This window comes from Limnohabitans sp. Rim11 (assembly GCF_001269365.1).
Lineage (GTDB): Bacteria > Pseudomonadota > Gammaproteobacteria > Burkholderiales > Burkholderiaceae_C > Limnohabitans_A.
In genome coordinates, this window is record NZ_CXOM01000001.1 from 659,741 (window position 1) to 674,675 (window position 14,935).

Genomic DNA, 14,935 nt, shown 5'->3' on the forward strand with positions numbered 1-14,935 from the left:
TGGGGTCGGGTGTGGGCTTGATCTTTGTCAAATTACATCTCCTTGATGCGTTTTTAGTTCTATGCCTGGGTTTCTGACAAATTGATCTAGGCATATGGACGCCTCTTGACCCTTGAGGCTCGATAAATAGGCGTCATAATTCAGTCATATATTTCTAATATCATTGAATTATGGAGAACAAATCCGTTATCAAAGCCTTGGCTGCGTTGGCTCAGACCCATCGTTTGCAAATCTTTCGTGCCTTGGTCGTCAAGGGCAGCGTTGGGCTAACGCCAGCTGACTTGGCTAACTCCTTAGGTTTGCCAGCCAACACACTTTCATTTCATTTGAAAGAGTTGATGAACGCCGATTTGATTTCTCAAGAGCGCAGTGGTCGCAACCTTATTTACCGGGCTCAATACGACCGCATGAATGCCGTCTTGGCATATCTGTCGGAAAACTGTTGCCAAGGTGAAGTGTGTGAAGTGACGACTGACAACATTTGTAAAACTTGTTAGCCCCTTAGGAAACCGAAGTGTCCGATACAAAACCCTTGAACGTTCTATTTTTATGCACGCACAACTCAGCTAGAAGTATTCTGGCTGAAGCATTGCTTAACCACATGGGACAAGGCAAGTTCAAAGCTTTTTCTGCTGGTAGCAGCCCTAGGGAAAATCAATCACCCAATCCGTTGGCCCTTGTCACTTTAGAAAAAGCCAGAATTTCAACGGCTGGTTTGAGCAGCAAAAGTTGGGATGTTTTTGCAACGCCTGATGCCCCTCAAATGGACTTGGTCATCACGGTTTGCGACAACGCCGCTGGCGAAGTTTGCCCTTATTGGCCAGGTCAGCCTGCAACGGCACATTGGGGCTATGCCGATCCTTCTGAAGGCAATGGCTCTGATGCTGAAAAATTAGAAGCCTTTTCACAAACACTGCATCTGATTAAAAGAAGGCTAGAGATCTTTATCAACCTGCCGATGAGCAGTTTGAACAAAATCGTTCTAGAGAAAACAGCGCGCGATTTGTCCAACAAATGATCCATTGGAAACGTTATTTTGCCGAGCTGGTTGGCACTGCAGCATTGCTGTGTGCCGTCATTGGCTCAGGCATCATGGCAGAGCAATTGGCTGGTGGCAATGTGGCCGTTGCACTTTTGGCCAATACGTTGGCCACACTATTTGCTCTGTATGTGTTGATTGAAACAATGGGCCCTATCAGCGGTGCGCATTTCAATCCAGTGGTTTCCTTGGTCCTTGCCATCCGAAAGGATCTGGATCGGCATCAATTATTGGGTTACGTTGTGGCCCAACTCATGGGTGCTGCTTTGGGGGCTTGGTTAGCGCATGCCATGTTTGAGCTTGAAATATTCCAGTGGTCTGCCAAAGTTCGCACAGGCCAAGCTCAGTGGTTGGCAGAAGCAGTGGCTACAGGTGGTTTGTTGTTTGTCATTTTGCGTTCCCCGCAAGGCAAGGCTTCTAGCATAGTGGCTTGCTATATTGGCGCGGCTTATTGGTTTACAGCCAGCACGTCCTTTGCCAACCCTGCAGCAGCATTCGGGCGTATGTTTTCAAATACATTCGCTGGAATTTCTCCAGCAGATGTGCCTGCGTTTATCATCGCGCAGCTGGTAGGTGGGCTGCTAGGTTGGGCGCTGCATGAAATCTATCGGGATTAATTTTCAAAGCAATTTGCATGACTCAAATTTTTGATGCATCTACTAATCTTGATCTTCAATGTTTCAAGATCCCTCAGCAGCAGTTTCTCTTGGCGCCAACTATTTCCACGCATGCACCAAGAATTTTGATGTTGTACGGGTCCTTGCGTGAGCGGTCGTATAGCAAGCTGTTAACGCTAGAGGCTGCATGCATATTGACTTCGATGGGCGCAGAGGTGAGGGTGTTTGATCCCCTCGGTCTGCCGCAACCGGATGCCGCGCCTGATACACATCCTAAAGTTCAGGAATTAAGAGACTTAGCTGCTTGGTCTGAGGGTATGGTTTGGTGTTCGCCTGAGCGTCATGGTGCCATGACAGGCATTCTCAAAAGCCAGATTGATTGGATCCCGTTGTCTGTCGGTGCTGTGCGTCCTACCCAAGGAAAAACCTTGGCGGTCATGGAAGTATGCGGTGGGTCGCAGTCATTCAATGCGGTCAATCAAATGCGCATTCTAGGTCGATGGATGCGAATGCTGACCATCCCCAATCAAAGTTCTGTGGCCAAAGCATTCTTGGAGTTTGAAGAAAATGGCCGAATGAAGCCATCCGCTTATTACGACAGGGTGGTCGATGTCATGGAAGAGTTGATGAAGTTCACACTGCTGACTCGAGATATTTCACCTTATTTGGTTGACCGCTACAGTGAGCGCAAAGAGTCTGCCGAAGAGCTCTCCAAAAGAGTGAATCAAAAAAGCATTTAATGGCTTAAATTAATGTTGATCTGACCCCAATTAAGGGGACCTTATGACTGGCTTAGGTGCCGATGATGCAGCCGTCTAGTTTGCGGATGACGACGGTTGCAGAACGGGGGCGACCTGTGGGTTTTTGATCGGGCCAATTGGAGATGGCACGGGGGTTGGCAGGGTTGGTTTGTTCGCTGGGTGTTTCGCCTGGGTGCTGAATGTTGACGAACATGGTTTTGCCGTCGGGTGTTTCAGTTACACCTGTAACCTCGGAACCAACAGGTCCGACCAAGAAGCGGCGTGTTTCACCAGTTTGAACGTCAGCCGCCAACATCATGTTGTTGCCAAAGTTCTTCAGGTCGCCTTTGCCCATGTTGGATGTAGACATGTCCGTCTGAATCCACATCAAGCCGCGGCCGTCGACCCACAAACCATCTGGGCAAGAGAAGATGTCGCCTTTGATGTTGCCTTTGGCATCTGCGCGGTCTGCTGATGGGTCACCGGCCATGATGAATTGGTTCCATGCAAAAGTAGTGGCATGGAAATCGACATCTTCCTTCCAACGAATGATATTGCCCTGGGTGTTGTTGGCGCGAGGATTGGCTGCGTCTACTGCAGGACGCTTGTTGCCACCGCGGTTGCTGTTGTTGGTGAGGGTGGCGTAGACCCAGCCTTGCTTGTCGACATCAATCCATTCAGGTCGGTCCATTTTGGTGGCACCCAAAATATCGCTGGCTTGGCGAGCTTTGATCAGAACTTCGCCTTGGTCTGCAAAACCATTGGCCGCTGTCAAAGGACCTTGACCGTGCGTTAACGCGAGCCATTGGCCCTTGCCATCTGCATTGAATTTGGCAACGTACAGTGTGCCGTGATCGAGCAGGGTAGTGTTGGCCGCAGCACCGCCTGGCTTGATGGCGTCTCTGCTGACAAACTTGTAAATGTATTCAAAGCGGGCGTCTTCACCCATGTAAACAACCGCGCGATTGTCCTTAGTGACGGCAACGGTAGCGCCTTCGTGCGCACCACGACCCATGGCTGTTCGCTTCACGGGCGTGGCATTGGGGTTTTGAGGATCTATTTCAACAATCCAGCCAAATCGGTTGGGCTCATTGGGGTTTTGGGTGGCATCAAAACGCGCATCGTGTTCGTGCCAACGATAGCCCACACCACCTTTTTTCAAGCCCCAGCGACGTTCGTGCTCAGACAGTTTGTCGCCGCCGCTAAAGTAATTGATGAAGTTTTCTTCAGAGGTCAGGTAAGTGCCCCAAGGAGTGATGCCACTGGCGCAGTTGTTCAAAGTACCCAGTACCACTTTGCCTTCTGGATCGGCAGCGGTTTTAACCATGGCATGACCAGCAACAGGACCGCCCAATGCCATGCGTGTATTGGTGGTAATGCGGCGTGCATATTTGGAGGGGTTGACCACTTCCCACTTGCCACCTTTTTCTTGAACCTCAATGACGGACACGCCATGCGCAGCCTGAGATTTGCGTACTTTCTCGGCACTCCAATTGGCCGCACCATCTTTGAACAACAAGCCGTGGTCAACGTATTCGTGGTTCATGGCCAACAAGCCGCGCTTTGAACCATCGAGCGCATAAAAATGAATGCCATCGTGGTGCATGCCCATTTGAGTTTCTTGCTCAGCGGCAGTGTTGCTGGCGTCTTCTTTAAACTGGTTGTTTTGACCCGCAATACCTACCGGTTCGCCCCAGGCAGCAATGACATGCGCCATGTAACCCTCTGGGACAGTGATTCTGTCGGCAGTTGAAATGGCAACACTTTTAAAGCCAATTTTGGCCGCTGGGCTCATGCCAAGCGATGCACAGCCCGTTAGGGCAGCTGCGCCGCCGATGGCGCTAAGGGGTGCTAGGAAACTGCTGGCCAATGCGCCTAGACCGCCGCGCAATACTTGGCGACGCGAAGGGTCAGAAACATCATGAATGCTGGGGTTAGAAGAACGGTTGCTGTCTTCCATCAAAGAAAAGTCTTTTGCCATGGTGATTGGTCTGCCTCAAGTTAAGCGAATAGAAACTCAGCTTGTTGTAAGCGATTTGTTTGTCAATTGTGTGACAAACATTAAAAAGGCTACCAATGAGCTTTTATGATGTTGGGCCTGAAAATAATTGGTCGCATATCTTTGCCATCTGGATGTCTTTCAGACTCAATCCATCGACGTCATGCGTGGTCCATGTCACCCAAACTTTGTTATAAACATTGCGCCATTCAGGGTGGTGATTGTGTGTTTCAGCAGCTTTGGCGACTTGCGTCATGAACATAAATGCTTGGCCGAAGTCTGAAAAACGAAACTCTCTGCAAAGAGCCTTTAACCCAGTGTCAAGTGACCATAAAGGTAAGCTTTGAAGATTAGGTGCAATTTCGTCTGCATTCATGCGATTTAAAGCTTGCATTTTTCCCTCTTTTTCAGTCGGTCATTCAATTTCAAATTGTGACATTCCCATTAAATTTTGATGATAATCGGGTCAATATCTATTTGCTTTCAAAGGTCTTCATGCAATCCAAATTGATCAGAAGTTTCACTGTGATGTTGGTTATCGGCACTTCTTTGCCAACATTGGCCCAGCATGCACATGGTAAGGGTACGCTACAGCTCAGCCTCCATAGTGATGTTTTGCAAGGACAGTGGACCATGCCCATGGAAGCTTTACTCGGATTTGAACAACTGCCCAAAAATACGGCACAAACTGAGGCTATGAACAAGCTTCAAAAGTCACTTGAAAATGCCAGTTACTTCATTGAATTGCCAAGTGATGCAAAGTGTCAGCAGCTTGAAGTACTGGCAGAGTCAGACATGTTCAAAGGTATCAAAGGCAAAGGGCATGGAGATCTTCAATATGGCTTTAAGTTCAAATGTGCCAATCCAAAAGCCTTAACCAAGTTTGATTTTCCTTTTTTCAAATTTCATCTTAAATCGCATCAACTCAAAATAGAGTGGGTCTCTCAAGGTGTTCAAAAATCAGCAACCATCCGCTCTAGCAAGCCTACTTTTTCGCTATGAATGCTTCGGCGCTGTCCTTGACCAACATCCAATTTGCTTGGCCCAAGCAGTCCCGTCCGTTATTTTCTATTGAATCACTCAATTTGCCACAAGGGCAAACCTTGTTCATTGGCGGGCCAAGCGGTTGCGGTAAGTCTAGCCTGCTCAGTTTGATAACTGGTATTCAAGTAGCGCAGCAGGGCGCTTGTGAGGTTCTGGGAACGTCTTTAGGTGAACTGTCTTCTTCTGACCGCGATCGATTCCGTGGAGAGCACCTGGGACTTATTTTTCAGCAGTTCAACTTATTGCCATTCTTAACAGTTCAAGAAAACATTGAATTGCCCAGCAAGCTGTTTGACAGCCGACTTCAGAAATCGATTCAACTTTATGGCAGTGTTCAGTCGCATGTTGAATTTTTGTGCAATGCACTTCATTTGTCACCAGAATTGCGAGCTCGGCAAGCCAATCTTTTGTCTGTGGGAGAACAGCAAAGAGTGGCAGCTGCAAGAGCACTTTTGGGCTGTCCAGCCCTAATCGTTGCTGATGAACCGACGTCGGCATTGGACGAGGACAACAAGATTGATTTTTTGAATCTTTTGCTTTCTACGGCCAAGGCGCAAAATTCAAGCGTGGTGACTGTTAGCCATGACATGCGAATTGCGTCTCAGTTTGACCAGGTGTTTTTAATGCCACGTTCGGAGTCGAAGCATGTTTTGGCTTAATTTAGTTGTCAAAAGTGCATGGTCCAGAAAATATTCACTCAGCCTTGTGGCCGCGGCTGTGTGCCTGTCGGTCATTGTCTTGTTGGGTGTGCAACAGATTCGTGCCGATGCCAAGCGCAGCTTTTCCAATGCATTGAGCGGTGTTGATTTGGTGGTGGGTCCACGCGGTAGCCAAACAGATCTTCTTTTGTACAGCGTCTTTCAGTTGGGTACGCCCACCCAAAATATGCCTTATGCCGACTTGAAGCGCATCAAAGAACTACCCACTGTGGCGTGGACGATCCCCATCCAGTTGGGTGACTCATTTGATGGTTTTCCAGTCATGGGAACTTCGGTAGATTTTTTTAAGCACTACCGATCTGCGGGCAAAGAATTGTTGTTCAATGAAGGGCGGGCTTTTCAAGATCCAAATATTGATCCGAATTCTTTGATGCAAGTTGTCATTGGTTCAGAGATTGCGCAATCTAAAAAACTGAAACTCAACGATACGTTTGCCCTGACCCATGGCTATCAAGCCATTGAAGAAACTATTCATGCAGACCATCCCTTTAAATTGGTGGGAATCTTAAAGCCAACTGGAACGCCCTTGGACAGGTCGGTTTTGATCAGTCTAGAAGCCTTTGAATCGCTGCATGTCGGCTGGGGTATGGGTTTGCGTCCCTCTGCATTTGATTCCAAACAGAACTTGGCAACTTCTTTGCCCAATGTCAGTGACCTGCAGCCAACTGAGTTGACGGCAGTGTGGGTAGGTTTACATTCTCGCATCAGCGTTTTTTCTGCGCGGAAAGCAATCGAGAGTTTGATTCCCAGCTCGTCGTCTGTACCCCTCATGGCTGTATTGCCCGGTGTGGCCCTTGATGAGTTGTGGCAAATTGTTCGAGTTGTAGAAAACGCACTCATTGTGATGGGAGCACTGGTGGCAGTTTGTTCTTTGTTGGGTGTTGTATCGGTCTTGTTGGTGGGCTTGTCCTCGCGTCGCAAAGAGTTGGCCATTTATCGCTCATTGGGGGCAAGACCTTTTTCAATTTTCACCATGGTGGCTTGTGAGTCGTTCCTGGTCTGTATGGTCGCCATTGCGGGGGGCGTATTAGGCGCTCAAGCGCTCATCTATGTTTTTCAAGACCATCTGCTTCAAAATTTTGGCATTCAAACTTTCAACGGCTGGCCAGCGCATGAAGCTTGGTTGAGCATCCACATTTTGTTAGGTAGCGCCCTGTTGACCAGCGCTTTTCCTGCTTGGCGTGCTTATCGTATGTCCTTGTCAGATGGTCTTAACCCGCCTAACTGACTTCATTCAAATTCAGAATGACGACCATGAAATTTAATTTAATCAGATATACCTTGATCAAGGTCTTGCTGGGGCTTTTCAGTTTGTTGTTTTCGGCTTCAGTCTTTGCTCAAACACCTGGCTATCAAAAAATCACTTGGGACGACTTGTTGAACGAAGAGTGGTATCAGCAAATGAAAAAAGACATGGCCAGCTATGGCCGCATGGCTTTTTTAAAGGATGGTTCGGAAGAGGCTGAAAAATTGATGGCCAGCATGCGCAAAAAATTGGACGAGGCGCCTATTTCAACCAAATACATCAATCAAAAAATTCGCATGCCTGGGTTTGTCGTCCCCTTAGATGCCGTGCGAACTGGTCAACGCGAATTCTTATTGGTCCCTTATTTTGGCGCCTGCATTCACACACCGCCGCCGCCGGCCAATCAAATTGTGTTGGTAACGCCTCATCCACAACTCAATGTGTCAAAGACCTTAGAGTCGATGGAAGTCATTTGGGTAGAGGGAGAGCTAAAAGAATCTAGAACCAAAACAGCCTCAGGCGTTTCAGGATATTCTCTCGAAGCAATCCAAATTTATCCCTACAAGGCGTTGCACAATATCAAGAAATAGAATGCACAAGGATTGACCTCTATCGGTTTTCTTAATCCATGTGAATTTGAATATTTACGATAGTTTTGTTCAAACTTTCGCCCGAATAAAGGCTTGATTATTCAAGCCCGCTAGCTCTTCTAACTTCGATGCGAATCTCTTCTGTCAGTTTGGCTTTTAACTCTGAAAACATGAGTGAAGTCTTGACAGAGTAGTGGCGAGGGTAGGGCAACTCAATGGGCAAATCACACTTAATTCTGCCTGGCCGCGCACTCATGACCATGACACGATTGCCCATGAAGATTGCTTCATCGATATCGTGCGTGACAAACAAAACCGTTTTTCTCTCGGATTGCCAGATGTCTTGGAGCAACTCCTGCATCAACTCACGTGTTTGATGGTCTAAAGCGCCAAAAGGTTCATCCATGAGCAGAATACGTGGGTTGTTGGCCAAGGCCCGGGCCAAAGCTGTACGTTGCTGCATGCCGCCTGAAAGTTGCTTTGGAAAATGATTGGCGAAATCCTGTAAGCCAACTTGCTTTAAAAATCGGTGGGCAATTTCATGTTGTTGAGCCAAGGGCAAGCCCTTTTGGCGCAAGCCAAAACACACGTTTTCTAAAACGTTGAGCCAAGGAAAAAGAGTGTAGCTTTGAAACACCATGCCTCGATCGGCGCCAGGTCCTGTGACTTGTACGCCGTCAAGTTTGATTTCACCCGAGGACGGGGTATCGAGCCCCGCAACCATGCGGAGCAATGTTGATTTGCCACACCCAGAAGGACCCAGTAGGGTGATGAAATCATTTTCCTCAACAGTCAGATCGGTTGCGGTCAGGGCTTGCGTGACGGCACCTTGTGTGCTGAATGTTTTGCTAACTTGGGAGATTTGAAGAATGGACATTATTTAACTTAAACGTGCCCATGGGAAGAGCCATCGGTTGAATGTTTTGAAGGCGATGTCGGTAATCAAACCGATCAAACCAATGACAATAATTCCAAAAATAATTTGGTCAGTGGCCATCAATGCTTGGCTGTCGGTAATCATGTGGCCAATGCCGTTGGAGGCGCCAATGAGTTCGGCCACAATGACATAGGTCCAGGCCCAACCTAAAACCATTCTGAGTGTTTCTGCCAATTCTGGCGATGCACTTGGCAGAAGAACACGCGTTACAACACCGCTGTCTTTGGCGCCTAGGGTGTAGGCCGCTTCTACCAAATCACGTCGGGTGTTGCCAACAGAGACGGCGATCATGAGAATCAATTGAAAAAATGAGCCAATGAAAATGACTGACAATTTTTGCGCTTCTCCAATGCCGGCCCACAAAATCAAAAGTGGAATGAATGCAGATGCAGGCAAGTAACGAGCAAAGCTAACGAAAGGCTCTAGAAAGGCTTCAATGGGTTTGTAGGCACCCATCAAAATACCAATGGGGATTGCAAGAATTGCAGCAATGAAGAAGCCCCCTAAAACCCGCCATACAGTCATGCCTATGTCATAGCCAAAACCTTGGTTGACCAGGAGATCAAATCCCGATCGAACCATGGTAATGGGGTCTGCCAAAAACGTCTTTGAAACGTAACCTCCCAATGTGGCAAAGGCCCACACTGCAAAGAACAAGACAAAGAATGAAATGCCCAGCGCCACTTTGGCGCTGGGAGAGACGGGTTGTAAGGGGCGCATTGTGCTTACTTGATGAAACGCGTGTCAGCCAATTTACTCATGTCAGGCAATTGCTTGATGATGCCGGCTTCTAACAACAAATCTGCAGCCTCTTTGCTGAATTGCGCATGCTCGCCACTGAAGAACTTCAGATTGGCTGCACGATCTTGCCAACGCAAATACTTTTGGCTTGCTTCGAAGGCTTCACCTGTTTGCTTCACATCGGCGCCCATGATTTCAAAGCTTTTCTTGGGTTCTTTGCTGATCATTTCGACCGCTTCGAAGTAGCTGTCTGCAATGGCTTTGGCGGCCTTTGGATTGTCAGCCAAGAATTTAGGAACACAACCGAATGTGTCCATGATCATGGGATAGTCAAGGGTGGTGGCAATGATCTTGCCAGCTTCAGGTTTGGCACGCACTGCGCTGAGATAAGGCTCATATGTCAAGGCGGCATCAAGGCCTGCGTTACCAGCAATCATTGCATTGGCCGCAGCTTGAGGTTCTAAGTTCACGATCTTGACGTCTTTGGTTGTCATGCCATTTTTCTTGAGCATCCAAGCCAAAGTAAAGAACGGTGCTGTGCCTGGCGCACTGGCAGCAACAGTTTTACCTTTCAGGTCGGTAATTTTGGCAATGTCGTTTTTCACAACCATGCCATCAGCACCAAAGCTCTTGTCGAGTTGGAAAATTTGAGTGGTAGCAACACCATTGGCATTCCAAACAATCCACGTTTCAACAGTCGTTGCAGCGCATTGCACATCGCCTGAGGCCAGCACCAAATGGCGATCTTTTTGGGGTACTTTGCGCAAAGTGACATCCAAGCCATTCTTCTTGAAGATGCCGGCTTCTTTGGCCAAAGTGAGGGGGGCAAAGCCTGTCCAACCAGAAAGCGCAATGCTCACTTTGGTTTCTTGGGCGAGTGCCACACAGCTAAGGGTTGAGGCCAAAGCCAGGGTAACGAGACGTTTCATGCGAGCTCCTTGGTGGTTAAAAGTTGAAGTGAAAAAGTACGGCGAAAAATAAATCAGGACATCATGGGCAACTGTAAACGGTTCAGCTTGGCTGATTCTTTGGCCAAGTCATAACCTGCATCGGCATGACGCATGACGCCCGTAGCGGGATCATTGAAAAGGACTCTGGACAACTTTTCGTCAGCTGCTTGGGTGCCATCACAAACGATGACCACCCCCGAATGTTGAGAGTAGCCCATGCCCACACCGCCGCCGTGGTGCAGGCTAACCCAGGTGGCGCCGCTGGCAGTGTTTAAAAGGGCGTTGAGCAATGGCCAGTCACTGACCGCATCACTGCCATCCATCATGGCTTCTGTTTCGCGGTTGGGCGAAGCAACGGAGCCGCTGTCTAGGTGATCTCTGCCAATGACGATGGGGCCTTTGAGCTCGCCATTTCGAACCATTTCGTTGAAAGCCAAACCAGCCAAATGGCGTTCGCCCAATCCAATCCAGCAAATGCGAGCTGGCAAGCCTTGGAAGCTGATGCGCTCTTCAGCCATGTCCAGCCAACGGTGCAAATGTTTGTGATTAGGAAAGAGTTCCTTCATCTTGGCGTCGGTTTTTAAAATGTCTTCTGGATCACCGCTCAGTGCAACCCAGCGAAATGGCCCAATGCCTTGGCAAAACAAGGGGCGGATGTAAGCGGGTACAAAGCCAGGGTAGTCAAACGCGTTGTCAACACCGTAGTCCTTTGCAACTTGTCGGAGGTTGTTGCCGTAATCGACGGTGGGTATGCCCATTTCATGGAAGGCCAACAAGGCTTTGACATGGGTTGCGCAAGACTGACCTGCAGCTGCAGTCAGGGCTGCATGACGGCTTGGGTCTTTTTGCGCTTCACGCCATTCTTCGATAGACCAGCCCAGCGGCAAGTAGCCATTGATGATGTCGTGTGCAGATGTTTGGTCGGTGACAATGTCTGGGCGCATACCGCCTTGTTTTGCAATTTCGACCAGTTGGGGCAATAGCTCTGCTGCATTGCCGCAAAGCGCAATGGACACAGCTTCTTTGCGCGCTGTGTGATAAGCAATCATGTCGAGTGCCTCTTGAACAGTAGCGGCCTGCTTGTCGACATATTTGGTTTTTAAGCGAAAGTCGATACGAGACTGTTGACATTCAATGTTGAGGGAGCAGGCGCCTGCAAAAGTAGCTGCCAGGGGTTGCGCGCCCCCCATGCCACCCAGTCCCGCTGTCAAAATCCAACGACCCGACAAATCGCCATTGAAGTGCTGTCGACCCGCTTCAACAAATGTTTCGTAAGTACCTTGAACAATGCCTTGACTGCCAATGTAGATCCAGCTACCTGCTGTCATTTGCCCGTACATCATGAGCCCTGCACGGTCTAATTCGTTGAAGTGTTCCCAGGTGGCCCATTTAGGAACCAAATTTGAATTGGCCAACAAGACCCGGGGAGCGCCGGTGTGGGTTTTGAAAATACCTACGGGTTTACCCGACTGAACCAAGAGTGTTTCATCGGGCTTCAGCTTGCGAAGCGACTCCAAGATAGCTTCGAAGCAATCCCAATTGCGGGCTGCTTTGCCAATGCCGCCATAGACCACCAATTCGTCTGGATTTTCTGCAACTTCGGGATCGAGGTTGTTTTGAATCATCCGGTATGCAGCCTCAATTTCCCAATTGGCGCAACTGATTTCAGGGCCGCGAGGCGCTCTGACGGGCCGCGCTTTTCTGCTTGATGTGTTTGGATTTGATGGGGCGGTCATGGTGCTAGAGGGTGTCTATTTAAACAAATTGGAGTTCATCCTAGTTGTCTATACAACTTCTGTCAATCGTAGTATTCTCTACTGCATGCGTTCCCAAAAAGTGCCCATTTACGAGCAAGTCAAGGCCTTCATTTGCACCAAAATTAAGAATGGTGAATGGGTCGCTGGCGACTCTGTGCCCAGTGAAAGTGCATTGATGCACCAGTTCGGTATTAGCCGTATGACCGTTAACCGGGCACTTAGAGAATTGATGACTGAAGGTGTTGTCAGGCGCGTACAAGGGTCTGGTACTTTTGTGGCCAAAATAGACCATGTGTCTTCAAAACTTGAGATTCGAGACATTCAAGAGGAAATTGAAGAGCGGGGCCATGTGCATGGCACCGAAGTTATTTTTGTAGGGACCATCAAAGCCAACAAGGCGCTCTCACAATGCTTCAACTTGCCCAGCAAAAGTCTGTTGTTTCATACCATCATGGTTCACCTAGAAAATGGCTTACCGCTTCAATTTGAAGATCGCTTTGTGAATCCGGCTTTGGCGCCTGATTATTTGACAGTTGATTTTTCAAAAACGACACCCACTCGTCATTTGTTAGATGTCGTTCCCGTAACCAGTGCCGCCTATTCCATTGAAGCCGCCATGCCAAGTGAGATTGAAGCTCGGCATTTAAAAATTAAAACTTCACAAGCTTGCTTGGTCATGGTCAGAACCACTGTGAGCTCCAATCAGGTGGCCTCTTTGGCGCGTCTTATTTACCCCGCCAGCCGTTACAGTTTTAAAGGTGCTTTCCAATGATGCAACTGCAAGACTGGCAGCAAATTAAGCTTCAGGATGTTCCTCCAAGCCCTTGGAAAAATGGTGGAGGCACCACCCAAGCTTTGGTATGTTGGCCCAATTCAACTGAGTGGATCTTTAGAATGTCGGTGGCACGCATTGACAGTGATGGCCCATTTTCTGAGTTCAAAGGTGTCAGTCGTTGGTTTGCGGTTCTGCAAGGAGAGGGTGTTGCCTTGCAGTTTCCAGAAAAGAGAGTTGTTCTGGGAGCCAAGGATCCTGTCATACAGTTTTCGGGCAATGCGCCATGCCACTGTTGTTTGACAAATGGTCCGACCTTGGACTTCAACCTCATGGTGCAAGGTATCTCTGCCACCATGACTCGCATCAACCGATCGAACTTCATTCAAAATTTTAGGGCAGGCACCACATTGGCCATCTTTATGGTGGAAGAGGGTGGTCAATGTGTCCTCAATGAACAAAGTTATGCATTGGACAATGCGTCTTTGTACTGGGTCACACTAAAACAGGACGTGCAAATTGCCTTGAAAGACATGCATGTGCTGTTGATTCAAATGGAGTGTTCTGCATGAGTTATGAGATTTGGGAAAACGCACGCCTTGCAACGATGCAAGAAGGCCAAGATGCGAACTATGGCCTGATAGACGATGGTGTCCTTGTCGTTGAGGGGAAGCAGTTGGCATGGGTAGGACCCAGATCTGACATGCCGATGCAATATCGCCACGGCGCTTTTATGCACGATGCGCGCAACGCGCTGGTGACCCCTGGTTTGATTGATTGTCATACCCATTTGGTTTATGGCGGACACCGCGCCAATGAGTTCGAGTTGCGCTTGAATGGCGCCAGTTATGAAGACATTGCCCGAGCTGGCGGTGGCATTAAATCGACTGTGCAAGCCACTCGGATGGCTTCGGAAGCTGAACTCTACAAAGCAGCCCTAAAGCGCTTGACCCATTTAATGAAAGAAGGTGTCACAACCCTTGAGATTAAATCTGGCTATGGTTTGTCACTGGAAAATGAAGCTAAGTGTTTGCGGGTTGCTAGGCAACTTGCCTTGGATTGCCCTATTCAAATAAAAAATACCTTTTTAGGGGCCCATGCTGTGCCGCCCGAGTTTCAAGACAATGCCGATGCTTACATCGATGCGGTCGTTACCATGATGGCGCCCCTTCAAGCACAAGGCCTTATCGATGCGGTCGATGCGTTCTGTGACCGAATTGGTTTTACCTATGCACAGACAGAAAAAGTATTCAAAGAAGCACAGCGCTTGAATTTGCCGGTCAAGTTGCACGCAGAACAATTGACGGACAGTCATGGCGCTTCCTTGGCGGCAAAGTATGGTGCCTTAAGTTGTGACCATTTGGAATGGCTTAGCGAAGAGGGTGCGGCTGCCATGGCCAAGGCGGGTACTGTGGCTGTGTTGTTGCCGGGTGCTTTTTATTTTATTCGTGAGACTAAGTTGCCGCCGATTGAGCTTCTAAGGCAACACAAAGTGCCAATGGCCATTTCTACCGATTCAAATCCTGGTAGCTCTCCCTGTACATCACTGTTGCTGATGTTGAACATGGCGTGTACCTTGATGCGTTTGACACCTCAAGAGGCCTTGGCTGGCGTTACCCGAGTAGCTGCTCAGGCCTTGGGCTTGATAGACCGGGGTGCTTTGTGTGCAAATCAGCGCGCTGATTTTGTTTTGTGGGATGTTCAACATCCTGCTGAACTGGCCTATGCATTTGGATCCAATCCCTGTTTGTCGACTGTGTGGGGCGGCCAGGTTCGCTAACCCC

At 48.6% G+C, this 14,935-nt stretch carries 17 protein-coding genes; 11 read left to right on the forward strand and 6 right to left on the reverse strand.

Annotated elements, in window-relative coordinates; all coding sequences use genetic code 11:
* The first annotated feature begins 170 nt into the window (after positions 1–170).
* From AMM03_RS03235 to arsH, 4 genes are read left to right on the forward strand one after another with little or no spacing between them, the layout of a single operon-like run.
* On the forward strand, positions 171–497 hold the full coding sequence (locus AMM03_RS03235; protein ID WP_090128994.1) for an ArsR/SmtB family transcription factor: 327 nt from the start codon (positions 171–173) through the stop codon (positions 495–497).
* 17 nt (positions 498–514) lie between these two features.
* On the forward strand, positions 515–1,018 hold the full coding sequence (locus tag AMM03_RS03240; protein WP_090128995.1) for an arsenate reductase ArsC: 504 nt from the start codon (positions 515–517) through the stop codon (positions 1,016–1,018).
* Positions 1,015–1,656: an aquaporin gene (locus tag AMM03_RS03245; protein WP_090128996.1), complete on the forward strand. Its 642-nt coding sequence runs from the start codon at positions 1,015–1,017 to the stop codon at positions 1,654–1,656. The genes AMM03_RS03240 and AMM03_RS03245 overlap by 4 nt, the downstream gene beginning before the upstream one ends.
* A gap of 17 nt (positions 1,657–1,673) precedes the next feature.
* Entirely contained in the window at positions 1,674–2,396 is a 723-nt protein-coding gene (gene arsH, locus AMM03_RS03250) for an arsenical resistance protein ArsH (protein ID WP_194942739.1), read from the forward strand.
* 52 nt (positions 2,397–2,448) lie between these two features.
* On the opposite strand, the gene AMM03_RS03255 is transcribed toward arsH, so the two are convergent.
* Together AMM03_RS03255 and AMM03_RS03260 are read right to left on the reverse strand one after the other, a co-directional pair.
* Positions 2,449–4,377, reverse strand: coding sequence for a PhoX family protein (locus AMM03_RS03255; RefSeq protein WP_090128997.1), 1,929 nt, complete (start codon positions 4,375–4,377; stop codon positions 2,449–2,451).
* Between the two features lie 103 nt (positions 4,378–4,480).
* Positions 4,481–4,789 (reverse strand): 4a-hydroxytetrahydrobiopterin dehydratase, encoded by a 309-nt coding sequence (locus AMM03_RS03260; RefSeq protein ID WP_090128998.1) that lies wholly within the window; start codon positions 4,787–4,789, stop codon positions 4,481–4,483.
* Positions 4,790–4,890: 101 nt separating this feature from the next.
* Between AMM03_RS03260 and AMM03_RS03265 the strand changes: the two genes are divergently transcribed.
* From AMM03_RS03265 to AMM03_RS03280, 4 genes are read left to right on the forward strand one after another with little or no spacing between them, the layout of a single operon-like run.
* Positions 4,891–5,397 (forward strand): ZrgA family zinc uptake protein, encoded by a 507-nt coding sequence (locus tag AMM03_RS03265; RefSeq protein ID WP_090128999.1) that lies wholly within the window; start codon positions 4,891–4,893, stop codon positions 5,395–5,397.
* Complete coding sequence (locus AMM03_RS03270) at positions 5,394–6,098, forward strand: ATP-binding cassette domain-containing protein (RefSeq protein ID WP_090129000.1); 705 nt, start codon at positions 5,394–5,396, stop codon at positions 6,096–6,098. Before AMM03_RS03265 ends, AMM03_RS03270 begins: the two co-directional genes overlap by 4 nt.
* Entirely contained in the window at positions 6,085–7,386 is a 1,302-nt protein-coding gene (locus AMM03_RS03275) for an ABC transporter permease (protein ID WP_090129001.1), read from the forward strand. The genes AMM03_RS03270 and AMM03_RS03275 overlap by 14 nt, the downstream gene beginning before the upstream one ends.
* A 26-nt stretch (positions 7,387–7,412) precedes the next feature.
* A complete protein-coding gene (locus AMM03_RS03280) occupies positions 7,413–7,994 on the forward strand; it encodes a DUF3299 domain-containing protein (protein ID WP_194942741.1) in 582 nt (193 codons plus the stop codon).
* Positions 7,995–8,091: 97 nt separating this feature from the next.
* Here AMM03_RS03280 and AMM03_RS03285 read toward each other — a convergent pair whose 3' ends face one another.
* From AMM03_RS03285 to hutU, 4 genes are read right to left on the reverse strand one after another with little or no spacing between them, the layout of a single operon-like run.
* Complete coding sequence (locus AMM03_RS03285; protein ID WP_090129003.1) at positions 8,092–8,871, reverse strand: ABC transporter ATP-binding protein; 780 nt, start codon at positions 8,869–8,871, stop codon at positions 8,092–8,094.
* Between the two features lie 3 nt (positions 8,872–8,874).
* Positions 8,875–9,651 carry an ABC transporter permease gene (locus AMM03_RS03290; protein ID WP_090129004.1) on the reverse strand — a complete coding sequence of 259 codons (777 nt, stop codon included), beginning with the start codon at positions 9,649–9,651 and terminating at the stop codon, positions 8,875–8,877.
* A 5-nt stretch (positions 9,652–9,656) separates the two neighbouring features.
* The gene (locus tag AMM03_RS03295) at positions 9,657–10,601 is read right to left on the reverse strand and encodes an ABC transporter substrate-binding protein (protein ID WP_090129005.1); all 945 of its coding nucleotides are present in this window, start codon (positions 10,599–10,601) and stop codon (positions 9,657–9,659) included.
* 53 nt (positions 10,602–10,654) lie between these two features.
* Complete coding sequence (hutU, locus tag AMM03_RS03300; RefSeq protein ID WP_090129006.1) at positions 10,655–12,358, reverse strand: urocanate hydratase; 1,704 nt, start codon at positions 12,356–12,358, stop codon at positions 10,655–10,657.
* Positions 12,359–12,443: 85 nt separating this feature from the next.
* Between hutU and hutC the strand changes: the two genes are divergently transcribed.
* Genes hutC through hutI form a run of 3 tightly spaced genes read left to right on the forward strand, consistent with a single transcriptional unit; the run spans position 12,444 to position 14,931 of the window.
* Positions 12,444–13,151, forward strand: a complete 708-nt coding sequence (hutC, locus tag AMM03_RS03305) for a histidine utilization repressor (RefSeq protein WP_090129322.1) — start codon at positions 12,444–12,446, stop codon at positions 13,149–13,151.
* Positions 13,151–13,723, forward strand: coding sequence for a HutD/Ves family protein (locus AMM03_RS03310; RefSeq protein ID WP_228764540.1), 573 nt, complete (start codon positions 13,151–13,153; stop codon positions 13,721–13,723). Before hutC ends, AMM03_RS03310 begins: the two co-directional genes overlap by 1 nt.
* The gene (gene hutI / locus AMM03_RS03315) at positions 13,720–14,931 is read left to right on the forward strand and encodes an imidazolonepropionase (protein WP_090129008.1); all 1,212 of its coding nucleotides are present in this window, start codon (positions 13,720–13,722) and stop codon (positions 14,929–14,931) included. The genes AMM03_RS03310 and hutI overlap by 4 nt, the downstream gene beginning before the upstream one ends.
* Positions 14,932–14,935: the final 4 nt, after the last annotated feature.

Excerpts from the sequence above, each read along its gene's own strand:
- AMM03_RS03235 (WP_090128994.1), top strand. The coding sequence starts at position 171 with ATGGAGAACAAATCCGTTATCAAAGCCTTGGCTGCGTTGGCTCAGACC.
- AMM03_RS03245 (WP_090128996.1), top strand. The coding sequence starts at position 1,015 with ATGATCCATTGGAAACGTTATTTTGCCGAGCTGGTTGGCACTGCAGCA.
- arsH (WP_194942739.1), top strand. The coding sequence starts at position 1,674 with ATGACTCAAATTTTTGATGCATCTACTAATCTTGATCTTCAATGTTTC.
- AMM03_RS03255 (WP_090128997.1), bottom strand. The coding sequence starts at position 4,377 with ATGGCAAAAGACTTTTCTTTGATGGAAGACAGCAACCGTTCTTCTAAC.
- AMM03_RS03260 (WP_090128998.1), bottom strand. The coding sequence starts at position 4,789 with ATGCAAGCTTTAAATCGCATGAATGCAGACGAAATTGCACCTAATCTT.
- AMM03_RS03265 (WP_090128999.1), top strand. The coding sequence starts at position 4,891 with ATGCAATCCAAATTGATCAGAAGTTTCACTGTGATGTTGGTTATCGGC.
- AMM03_RS03270 (WP_090129000.1), top strand. The coding sequence starts at position 5,394 with ATGAATGCTTCGGCGCTGTCCTTGACCAACATCCAATTTGCTTGGCCC.
- AMM03_RS03275 (WP_090129001.1), top strand. The coding sequence starts at position 6,085 with ATGTTTTGGCTTAATTTAGTTGTCAAAAGTGCATGGTCCAGAAAATAT.
- AMM03_RS03280 (WP_194942741.1), top strand. The coding sequence starts at position 7,413 with ATGAAATTTAATTTAATCAGATATACCTTGATCAAGGTCTTGCTGGGG.
- AMM03_RS03285 (WP_090129003.1), bottom strand. The coding sequence starts at position 8,871 with ATGTCCATTCTTCAAATCTCCCAAGTTAGCAAAACATTCAGCACACAA.
- AMM03_RS03290 (WP_090129004.1), bottom strand. The coding sequence starts at position 9,651 with ATGCGCCCCTTACAACCCGTCTCTCCCAGCGCCAAAGTGGCGCTGGGC.
- AMM03_RS03295 (WP_090129005.1), bottom strand. The coding sequence starts at position 10,601 with ATGAAACGTCTCGTTACCCTGGCTTTGGCCTCAACCCTTAGCTGTGTG.
- hutU (WP_090129006.1), bottom strand. The coding sequence starts at position 12,358 with ATGACCGCCCCATCAAATCCAAACACATCAAGCAGAAAAGCGCGGCCC.
- hutC (WP_090129322.1), top strand. The coding sequence starts at position 12,444 with ATGCGTTCCCAAAAAGTGCCCATTTACGAGCAAGTCAAGGCCTTCATT.
- AMM03_RS03310 (WP_228764540.1), top strand. The coding sequence starts at position 13,151 with ATGCAACTGCAAGACTGGCAGCAAATTAAGCTTCAGGATGTTCCTCCA.
- hutI (WP_090129008.1), top strand. The coding sequence starts at position 13,720 with ATGAGTTATGAGATTTGGGAAAACGCACGCCTTGCAACGATGCAAGAA.